Raw genomic sequence first — 9,623 nt, forward strand, 5'->3', positions numbered from 1 at the left:
ACTGAAGGACTAGGCGATGAAGACGATCGGCGAAGCCTCCACCCCCGCGGAAGTTCGTGCCGAGGCGGCGCTCACCGCTATTGCGGACTGGACGGGAAAACAGATCGGTTTTGCGCCCGCCTCTCCGGGTATCGCATCGCCCTCGCATCGCGGCGTCGACAGCGAAGCATGGCTGGTGGCGGTCGACCAGTCGTCTCCGGCCTATTTCCTGAAGATCGTGAACTCCGACCAGAAGGCGTTCGTCGATCTGGAGGCCGTGTTTGAAGCCGCCTCCACCGCGGCCGGACTGGGCTGCACGCCAAGTCCGCGGCATCTTGCGCGAGACGCCGACGCGATCGTCTTCGATCTCTTGCCGCCCGGTTGGAAAACGGCGCGCATGGACGATCTGCGACGGGCGGACGTGATGGAGCAGGTCATCGGGCTCAAAAAGGCGATCCACGGATCGCGGCCATTCGCTTTGTCGTGGACGGTATTCGATAGGATCCGGGTGCTGGACGACGCCCGGAAAGCCGCCGGCGTCGAGCGCCCGGACGATCTTTGGTGGATGCTCGACGGCGTCGGCGAGATCGAGCGCGCAATCACCGCTGCGGGTTACGATGTCCGGCCGAGCCACGCCGACGGCCTCGCCTCCAACATCATGGTAAGCCAGGACGGGGCGGTTCAGCTCGTCGATTTCGACGACGCCCGCAATGTCGATCCCCTCTACGAGGTCGGCATTCTACTTAACGAGGCCTTTCCGTTCGAAGAAGAGATGCGGCCGGCGCTTGAGATGTTCGAGGGGTCGTTCCGTCAGGCTTCCCTCAACCGTTGCCGTGCATATGCGGCGGCGGACGATCTGATGTGGGGGCTATGGGGTCTGTTGTTGAACTCGACATCGCCGCGCGGCGACATCGAGTTTCTGAAATACGCGCAGTGGCGCCTGCTGCGCTGCCGGATGGCTCTTCGCCATCCGGACTTCGAACTGAAGTTGAGACGGCTTTGAGCGGCTGCAAGGAGGCCCTACATGATTGAGAAGCGGCCGGGCGAGGCGGTGAGCGAAGCCGAGCGGGAGATCGAGGCCGTCATCTGTGCCGTCGAACCATGGACCGGCCGCGATCTCCGCTACCGGCCGGTGCATGGCGGCATCAGCAATTCCAACTGGCGCGTTCGCATCGCGGGACAGTCAGAGAGCTATTTCGTGAAGGTTCCGGGCCGGGGCACCGAGATGTTCATCGACCGAAAAGCGGCGGCGGAGGCGAGCCGGCGCGCCCACTCGCTCGGTATCGGACCCGCGGTCTACGGCTATCTGGACGAACGCGGCGTCGAGATTGCCGATTTCATGGAGGGGCGGCGCTCCTGTACCAACCGCGATTTCCTCGACCCGGATGTACGCCGCTCGGTGCTGGGTCTCTACCGGCGCTTCAACGATTCGGGCCTGCTGTCGCTGACCAAGACGGTCTTCGACATGATCGACGAGCATGTCGATCAGGTCCGCGAGCTCGGAGGCGCGCTGCCGGCGGATTTTGCCTGGCTGCATCGCCAGTACCTTCTGGCGCGGGCGGCGCTCGAGGCTTCGGGGATCGACCTGGTTCCATGCTTCAACGATCCGATGCCCGGAAACTTCATGATCGCGCCCGACCGGTCGATGATGCTGATCGACTATGAGTATGCCGCAAACAACGACCGCTGTTACGAACTCGGCATCTGGTGCGGGGAAATGTTCTTCTCCGATGCGGTCGAGGCCGAAGTCATCGAGGAATATTTCGGCAGGTTTGACCCTCGGTTGAAGGCCCGGCTGGTCGTGCACAAGGTGCTCGCCGATGTGAAGTGGGGAACCTGGGCGATGGTGCAGAACGTCGTATCGGCGCTCGACTTCGATTTCTACAAATACGGGGCGTGGAAATATATGCGCGCGCGCTCGGTGATGCAGACCCCGCAATGGGTCGAGTATCTCAAGGCGGTCTGACGAGTGTCACGGGCGGAGCAATTCCCGGTTGGACGCAGACGGCATTGCAGTTAAGCCGCCATGGGTGATGGCCGGCATGTCTGCAGGGAGGGCTAGCGGCTGTCTAGCGGCTGTCGTTGGCAATCAGTTTCGTCAGGCAACCACCCGCCTGGCTCCCTGGCACGCCGAGATCTCTGACACTGTCCATGTGGTTGCGGTTCGTGAGAACAAGCGACGTTACCGGCGAACCCCGCTGCAGCAGGTTCTGTTTGAATCGATCTGCTTGCTGATGGAAAGGCGGCGTCTCATTGGCTCCGACCAGAACCGTCGCCTTGGTTTGAGGATCATGCCGATAGGCAAGAGGTGTAAACATGGCGACTTCCTCATCGGTGATTCCAATCTCGTTGGCGAGAAAGGAGTTCTGGAGCGGTTTCAAATCGTAGAGCCCGCCGAGCAGAAGAGCTGCTCGCACATTCGAGGGGGTATTCTCGCTGTTGAACAGAAACGTTGAAAGATGTGCTCCGGCCGAATGACCGCTGACAGTCAGTTCTGCCGGGTTTCCGCCATGGTCGGCGATATGGGCGAGAACCCACTGCTTGGCGCGGCGCACCTGGTCGACGATCGTAGCCATTCTGACGTTGGGCATCAGAGCATAGTCGACGATGACGGCAATCGCACCCGCCTGAGTAATCGTCGTCGCGACGTATGAGTAGTCGCGCTTGGAGAACATTCTCCAGTAGCCGCCATGGATAAACATGTGCACCGGCAGGCCGCTTCTTTTGCCCGTGGGAAAGAACAGGTCCACGGTTTCGGCCTGATCCGGTCCATAGGCAACGTCCGCAGCCATTGGAACGGTTGCGCGAACGACCTCGCTGCGGTGAACGATGTCCTGCACGATTTTGTCAAAATCCGCGACATGGTCGCGGATGCGAAACGGATCGCTTTGCACTCTTCCTCCGCTCAGATGCTGATGGCGAGGTATTTCGCCTCCATGAACTCGGCAATGCCGTGATGCTGGCCGCCCTCGCGGCCGAGGCCGCTCTGCTTCACCCCGCCGAAGGGTGCTGCCGGATCGGACATCAAGCCGCGGTTGAGAGCGATCATCCCGGCTTCGATCTTGGATGCCACCCGCATTCCACGCGCAAGATCGCGCGTGTAGATGTAGGCGGCAAGACCGTATTCGGTGTCGTTGGCGCGCGCGATGACATCGGCTTCCGTCTCGAATCTCGAGATCGGCGCCACCGGCCCAAAAATTTCCTCATGCGCCATCTCCGCCTCGGCCGGGACGTCGCAGAGCACGGTCGGCGGATAGTAGTATCCCATTCCCGAGCCTGCCTTGCCCCCGCACAGCACCCGCGCGCCACGGGCGACAGCATCGTTGACCAGACGGCCGATCTTGTCGACGGCCTTCCTGGTGATCATCGGCCCGCACTCCGTGGCCGCGTCCGTGCCAGCGCCGACCTTGAGTGACGACATCCGCCTGGCGAGGCTTTCGCCAAAGGCGTCGTAAACGCCAGATTGGACATAGATGCGGTTCGCAGCCGTGCAGGCCTCGCCGGCGTTGCGCATCTTCGCCACCATCGCCCCATCGACCGCCGCGTCGAGGTCCGCGTCATCGAACACAAGGAATGGCGCGTTGCCGCCAAGCTCCATCGAACACGAAATCACGTGCTTTGCAGCCTCGGCCAGCAGAACGCGCCCGACACCCGTCGAGCCGGTGAAGGAGAGTTTCCGCACCCGCGGATCGGCCAGCATCGCAGCCGTCACAGGGCCGGGATTGGAGGTTGTCAGAACGTTCACCACCCCTGGCGGAACGCCTGCTTCCTGGTAGAGCGCGGCAAGCGCGTAGGCCGTGAGCGGGGTTTCGCTGGCTGGCTTCAAAATTACCGTGCACCCGGCAGCCAAGGCGGGCGCGATCTTGCGCGTCGCCATGGCGGCAGGGAAGTTCCAGGGCGTGACAAGGACGCAGATGCCGATGGGCTCGTAGTCGACCACGATCCGGTTCGTGCCGGAAGGCGCTATCCCGAATTCACCGGTGATGCGAACGGCTTCCTCGGCATTCCAGCGAAAGAATTCCGCAGCATAGGCGATCTCGCCACGCGCGTCCCGGAGTGCCTTGCCGTTTTCCAGCGAGATCAGGGTTGCCAGCGTCTCGGAACGTTGCGTCATCAGCTCGAAGCAACGCCTGAGGATTTCGGAACGCTTGCGGGGTGCCGTTGCGCGCCAGCCATCGGCGGCCTTGGCCGCAGCCTCCACGGCGGCCGCGGCATCTTCGATCGTCGCATCGGGAACGGCGGCGATCACCGCTTCCGTGGAAGGGTCCACGACCTGGATTTCCCTGCCGTCGGCGGATTGCCTCCATTGGCCGCCGATATACAAGCCGTGGGAGAATCTATGGAAGTCGTCAGTGTCCTGACCGTCCTCCAGCACCGGATGAGATATGTTCATGGCCTGCTCCTCGATTGCTCACATGACGTAGGTGGCGAGGTTGCCATCATAGGCAGCCTGGATCAGGCCCCGCATGGCTGCCAGATCGAATGGACGCGGATTGTTCTTGATGAGACGGTCAATGCCGAGCGCCTGTTCGGCCGTCCAATCGACCTTGTCGGCGGGAAGCCCGAGCTTGGCCAGCGAAGGCGTGATCCCGATCGCTCCAAACAGCCGGCCGATCTCGTCGATCGTCGCGTCGGCCATCTCACCGGCACTCCGGTCCCTCCCGTCGAGACCAAGGGCGAGGCCGATCTCGGCCATCTCGGCGGCCGCGGCGGCCCTGTTGTACTTCATGACATACGGCAACATGGTGGCGACACCCAGCCCGTGAGCGGTGTGGGTGAGGGCGCCGACCGGATATTGCACCGCATGCGCCGCCGCCGTTCCGGCCGTACCGAACGCACAGCCGGCAGCAAGCGCGCCCATCATCACATCGGCCCGAGCGTCCTCGTCGGCGGGGTCGCTGTATGCCTTCTCGAGACTGCGGCCAAGCAGCTTGATCGCGAGCAGCGCAAAATGGTCGGTCAGCGCGCTCTTTCCGATGAAGACATGCTGTTGCGGCAGGCTGGGGTCAGTGCCGCGCCTGACGGCGGTAAAAGCCTCGATCGCATGTGTCAGCGCGTCTGCGCCCGCGATCGCCGTCAGTCCCGGGGGACATGTCATCGTCAGTTCCGGGTCGCAGATGGCGGCTGCCGCGATCAGATGCGGGCTGGAGATGCCGACCTTCAAGGTGCGATCCGGATCGGAGATCACGGCGACAGGGGTCACTTCCGAGCCGGTGCCGGCTGTCGTTGGCACCGCGATCACCGGCAGCGTCGGGCCAGGCACCTTGAACTCGCCGTAGTAGTCCTGGAGCAGGCCGCCGTGACTGATGAGCAATGCGGCGCATTTGGCCATGTCGAGACAACTGCCGCCTCCAATGCCGATCACCATATCTGGCGCGAACTTTCGCGCCTCCTCGACGCAGACGGCAACGGTGTCCCGGGGGACGTCGGGCAGCACGCAGTCATGCACGAGCACGTCTATCGATGCGCCTTCGAGCGCCGCCACGATCTCTGCGAAGGCGACAGTCGCGGCAAAGCGCTCGTCCGTGCAGACAAGCGCGCGACGGCCCAGCCTGGCCGCAACGGTTGGAATGACATGGCGCTGGCCCTTCCCGAAGAGGATCTCACGCGGGAGCCTTACGGCAGCGAAAAGGCTCATGTTCTGCGTCCCTCGATGATGTTGGGAGTGGAAAGCGAAAGCTCGTCGAGTTCGATCCAAAAGTTTCATCTATTAAATCGTATATGATATAGGATTGCATTGAGCGGAGCATCGTGTTAGCCAGTGATCCTGTCAAGAGGCAAAGATGCAGGTCACGAACTTAAGCAATGCCCGAGAAGTCGACCCGGCTAGCGGACGCATCCAGCGATCCAACAGCCTGGTGGAGGACGTGTATGAAGCGATCTTCGCGCAACTCATGTCGCTGAAGATCGCGCCTGGCTCGCGGATCACCGTCGACAGTCTGGTCAAGGAACTCGAAGTATCCCACACGCCAATCCGTGAAGCGCTTGGCCGCCTCGAAGGCGAAGGCCTTGTGCTGAAGACACATTTGATCGGCTACCGCGCCGCGCCGCAGATAACCAAGCGCCGATTTGACGAACTCTATGAGCTTCGCCTGCTGCTCGAGCCGCATGGGGCGGCCAAAGCAGCCGCATTGATGGATGAGACGAAACTTGCGGTGCTTCAGGAGTCCGCAGGGGGCATGGCGCGCCGCGAAGGCAAGGATGAGCGCCTGCGTTACTCCAACTTTGCGCGGCAGGACGCCATTTTCCACGACAGGATCATGGAATTTGCAAACAATGAACTCGTGCGCCAGACGCTCGCGTTCCAGCATACGCACTTCCACATCTTTCGCCTGATGTTCCATTCGCGCGTTACCGAGGAAGCGCTCGACGAGCATGAGGCTATCCTGGCCGCCTTCGCTGCCTCCGATCCTGTTGCGGCGGAACAGGCGATGCGCCGCCATATCGAGCATTCTCGTGATCGTTTGTTGCTGGCGTTCGATTGAGACTGTCACGATGTCAGTCACCGTCCACATCGGGAGCGGCGCCGTCAAGCTGGAGGCACCGTTGACCCCGCAAGCAAACGCCCGGGAATGCCACGTCCCGCGTCCCCCTTTCTGAGACCCGCGCCGCCGGGCGAGTGCAATGCCCGCCTGACTTCCATCCACAAAACGAGGAAACCGACCATGCCAGGCAAGAAAATACTAATGTTGACCGGTGAGTTTACCGAAGAATACGAGATCTTCGTCTATCAGCAGGCGATGGAGGCCGTCGGCCACATCGTCCACGTTGTCTGTCCTGACAAGAACGCTGGAGACCTGATCAAGACGTCGCTTCACGATTTCGAAGGTGACCAAACCTACACCGAGAAGCCCGGCCACTATGCTTTGATGAACAAGACCTTTTCGGAGGCGGAGAAACAGCTCGACCAGTATCACGCCGTGTATTGCGCGGGTGGTCGTGGCCCCGAGTACATCCGCACGGATAAGCGCGTGCAGGCGATCGTCCGCCATTTCCACGAAAACAAGAAGCCGATCTTCACGATCTGCCATGGCGTACAGATCCTGATCGCGGTCGACGGCGTCGTGCGTGGCAAGAAAGTAGGTGCGCTGGCTGCCTGCGAGCCGGAAGTGACCCTCGCCGGTGGAACCTATATCGACCTGTCCCCGACTGAGGCCTATGTCGACGGAACGATGGTCTCGGCAAAGGGCTGGACCGCACTTGCCGCGTTCATCCGCGAGTGCCTGAAGGTGCTGGGAACGGAAATCCGCCACAACTGAGTCAGTCCTTCCGATGCATCCCAGACGGGATGCATCGGTTCGCTCCTCAGATCGTCCACGGCTCGTGGCAACGCCTCCGTGCTCACTTGCAAGGCGACGAACGCGTCGCTGCCGACATTGGCAATGACGCCCGCCGAATCCAGACGGGGTTGTTTTGCCGCCCACGCGCATCTCGGCGATGCCGAGCACCTCTTCCAGTAGATAGCAGCCTGCCCCGGCTGGAGGGTTCGATGACGGGCTGATTGATCTGGCCGAACAGACTGCTGGATTGCTCGGGCAGACCGAAATTCTTACTATTTTGCGCCACCCTCTTTCGAAGGAACCGTCTCAGATCCTCTGGTCAGTTCTCGAAGGAACGCCTGGACCAGGTTTCGTGTTTCGTCTGCCCTGCGGTAAGCGACCAGATGCCGCGAACTGAAAGTATAAGATCCCGGCTTGATCGCCCGCAACTCGCCGGCATGGACCCATGAAGATGCGAAATGAGCCGGCAGGAAGCCGATGAAGTTTTCCGATAGGATCAGCATTAATTGTGCTTCCATGTGGATTACCGACGCGCTGGCCTTAGGATGCCCGACGAGATAGAGATCGTCGAAATACCGATAGCTGCGTACAGAAAACCGCGCAGCGTGGATGGCGCTTTGGTCGATCCTTGAATCGGGCATCGCAAAAAGCGGGTGCCGTCGGCCGCAATAGAGAAAATGCGGCTCGCCGCAATAATCCCGGTATACGACACCGGGCGCTTTCTGCGACAGCGGCCCGATGACGATGTCGCGGCCGCCATCAGCGACTTGCTGCTCAAGCTCGGATGGCGTGCCAAGCGAGAGGTCGATGAAAACATCGGAATCAGGACCCATGAAGCGTCTGAGGGCATGCTGGATGCCCAATTCACTGCTTGTGAACACGCCATCGGACGTGCCGATCCGCAACCGGCCGGACAGGCTGCCGCTAGCTGCGCTGATGCGGTGTCCGAAATCGTCGAGATCGCGAAACAGTTTCTGCGCCGCGTCGTAGGTCGCCTGTCCGACCTCGGTCAGGCGGAACTTTTTGCGTCCGCGATGGCAGAGCTGGGCGCCGATGCGTTTCTCCAACTCCGCAAGATGCGTGCTGAGCGTCGGCTGCGACAGGTTGAGGGTGATCTGCGCGTCGGCGAAGCCGCCTGAATCGGCCAGCGCCACGAAGACGCGCAGCAGGCGGATGTCGATGTTGTCCAAACGACGCATGGCTTGTCCCTCGAACGGCGATACATCGACATTATTCGATGTAAAATTCTAAATAAACTCATTTACATCAATGCTTGAAATCGCGAGCCTGCGCGGAACAAAAATGGGGAACAATCATGAAATCGTCACTCCGCATCGCGTTGTCCGCAGCACTGGTGCTCGCCAGTTCGCAGTTCGCCTTCAGCGCCGACCAGATACGCATCCTTGCTCCGACGTGGCTGGGATTTGCACCTGTCCACATCGCAAGCGACCTGGGCTGCTTCGCCGGCAAAGACCTAGACGTCAGCATCAAGTTCGAGGATGACCTCACCAACGTCATGGCAGCGATGGCGCGCGGCGACATCGAGATGCAGATGCGCTCCGTCGGCGAATATCAGGGGCGCCCGCGCGACGCCTCCACACCGGGCATCATCATCGGCACGATCGATGAATCCGTCGGCGGCGACGGCATCATCATCGACGACCAGATCAAGACGGTGGCGGATCTCAAGGGCAAGGTCGTCGCTGCCGAACCGAACATTCCCTCACGCCTGTTGCTCCAGATGGAGCTGAAGCAGGCGGGACTGTCACTGAAGGACCTCCAGATCAAGGACATCGCAACGGCCAACACGGGCGCGGTTTTCGTCGATGACTCGATTGCCGCGATCGCGACCTATGAACCGTTCATGTCGCAGGCGCTGAAGGCCTCGACCCGTCCGGGTGCTCGCATGCTGGTCTCGTCCAAGGATCATCGCGGCATCATCATCGATGCGATCATCGTCCGCAACGATGACTTCAAGGCGAACCCGGACAAATACGCGAAGTTTCTCGGCTGCATCTACGAGGCCGTCGATTTCCTGAAGGCCGAGCCGGGAAAATTCGCCGATATGGCCTCCAAGCATTTCGGCCTGACGCCGGCTGAGGTGACCGAGATCGTCGACTCCAGCCTATCCTACACGACGCTCGCCGAATCTCTCGCCTACATGGGCAAACCGGGAGAAAAAGGCACGCTCCACGGCATCTTCGATACGGTGATGGACCTCAACCTGGAGAACGGCGCTGCCGACAACAAGCTCGTGGCGACGGACCAGATCGACAATTCGGTGATCAACAAGGTGTCGGCTAAGTAACGGCAATGGACCAGGTCCGGCGGCCCGCCTTCCGGCGGCCGCCGGCGGCCATGCCA

General features: G+C 61.3%; 9 protein-coding genes. 5 read left to right on the forward strand and 4 right to left on the reverse strand.

The window, feature by feature from the left end; translation table 11 throughout:
- The first annotated feature begins 16 nt into the window (after positions 1 to 16).
- Entirely contained in the window at positions 17 to 982 is a 966-nt protein-coding gene (locus tag EOB36_RS31575) for an aminoglycoside phosphotransferase family protein (RefSeq protein WP_127205261.1), read from the forward strand.
- Between the two features lie 21 nt (positions 983 to 1,003).
- Positions 1,004 to 1,945, forward strand: coding sequence for a choline/ethanolamine kinase family protein (locus EOB36_RS31580; protein ID WP_164759179.1), 942 nt, complete (start codon positions 1,004 to 1,006; stop codon positions 1,943 to 1,945).
- Positions 1,946 to 2,048: 103 nt separating this feature from the next.
- On the opposite strand, the gene EOB36_RS31585 is transcribed toward EOB36_RS31580, so the two are convergent.
- From EOB36_RS31585 to EOB36_RS31595, 3 genes are read right to left on the reverse strand one after another with little or no spacing between them, the layout of a single operon-like run.
- Positions 2,049 to 2,873 (reverse strand): alpha/beta hydrolase, encoded by an 825-nt coding sequence (locus tag EOB36_RS31585; protein WP_128286426.1) that lies wholly within the window; start codon positions 2,871 to 2,873, stop codon positions 2,049 to 2,051.
- 11 nt (positions 2,874 to 2,884) lie between these two features.
- Positions 2,885 to 4,372, reverse strand: a complete 1,488-nt coding sequence (locus EOB36_RS31590; protein ID WP_128286427.1) for an NAD-dependent succinate-semialdehyde dehydrogenase — start codon at positions 4,370 to 4,372, stop codon at positions 2,885 to 2,887.
- 18 nt (positions 4,373 to 4,390) lie between these two features.
- Positions 4,391 to 5,617, reverse strand: a complete 1,227-nt coding sequence (locus tag EOB36_RS31595) for an iron-containing alcohol dehydrogenase (RefSeq protein WP_128286428.1) — start codon at positions 5,615 to 5,617, stop codon at positions 4,391 to 4,393.
- A gap of 145 nt (positions 5,618 to 5,762) precedes the next feature.
- Here EOB36_RS31595 and EOB36_RS31600 point away from each other — a divergent pair, with 145 nt between their 5' ends.
- Together EOB36_RS31600 and EOB36_RS31605 are read left to right on the forward strand one after the other, a co-directional pair.
- Entirely contained in the window at positions 5,763 to 6,464 is a 702-nt protein-coding gene (locus tag EOB36_RS31600; protein WP_126105449.1) for a GntR family transcriptional regulator, read from the forward strand.
- 180 nt (positions 6,465 to 6,644) lie between these two features.
- Positions 6,645 to 7,238 (forward strand): DJ-1/PfpI family protein, encoded by a 594-nt coding sequence (locus tag EOB36_RS31605; RefSeq protein WP_065009308.1) that lies wholly within the window; start codon positions 6,645 to 6,647, stop codon positions 7,236 to 7,238.
- Positions 7,239 to 7,531: 293 nt separating this feature from the next.
- Here the strand turns inward: EOB36_RS31605 and EOB36_RS31610 are convergent, their stop codons facing one another.
- Positions 7,532 to 8,458, reverse strand: a complete 927-nt coding sequence (locus EOB36_RS31610; RefSeq protein ID WP_126105450.1) for a LysR family transcriptional regulator — start codon at positions 8,456 to 8,458, stop codon at positions 7,532 to 7,534.
- Positions 8,459 to 8,574: 116 nt separating this feature from the next.
- Between EOB36_RS31610 and EOB36_RS31615 the strand changes: the two genes are divergently transcribed.
- Positions 8,575 to 9,567, forward strand: coding sequence for an ABC transporter substrate-binding protein (locus EOB36_RS31615; protein ID WP_128286429.1), 993 nt, complete (start codon positions 8,575 to 8,577; stop codon positions 9,565 to 9,567).
- Positions 9,568 to 9,623: the final 56 nt, after the last annotated feature.

It is taken from the genome of Mesorhizobium sp. M6A.T.Cr.TU.017.01.1.1 (assembly GCF_004023115.1).
Lineage (GTDB): Bacteria > Pseudomonadota > Alphaproteobacteria > Rhizobiales > Rhizobiaceae > Mesorhizobium > Mesorhizobium mediterraneum.

Coding starts and splice junctions, on each gene's coding strand:
- EOB36_RS31575 (WP_127205261.1), top strand. CDS start 17: ATGAAGACGATCGGCGAAGCCTCCACCCCCGCGGAAGTTCGTGCCGAG.
- EOB36_RS31580 (WP_164759179.1), top strand. CDS start 1,004: ATGATTGAGAAGCGGCCGGGCGAGGCGGTGAGCGAAGCCGAGCGGGAG.
- EOB36_RS31590 (WP_128286427.1), bottom strand. CDS start 4,372: ATGAACATATCTCATCCGGTGCTGGAGGACGGTCAGGACACTGACGAC.
- EOB36_RS31595 (WP_128286428.1), bottom strand. CDS start 5,617: ATGAGCCTTTTCGCTGCCGTAAGGCTCCCGCGTGAGATCCTCTTCGGG.
- EOB36_RS31600 (WP_126105449.1), top strand. CDS start 5,763: ATGCAGGTCACGAACTTAAGCAATGCCCGAGAAGTCGACCCGGCTAGC.
- EOB36_RS31605 (WP_065009308.1), top strand. CDS start 6,645: ATGCCAGGCAAGAAAATACTAATGTTGACCGGTGAGTTTACCGAAGAA.
- EOB36_RS31610 (WP_126105450.1), bottom strand. CDS start 8,458: ATGCGTCGTTTGGACAACATCGACATCCGCCTGCTGCGCGTCTTCGTG.
- EOB36_RS31615 (WP_128286429.1), top strand. CDS start 8,575: ATGAAATCGTCACTCCGCATCGCGTTGTCCGCAGCACTGGTGCTCGCC.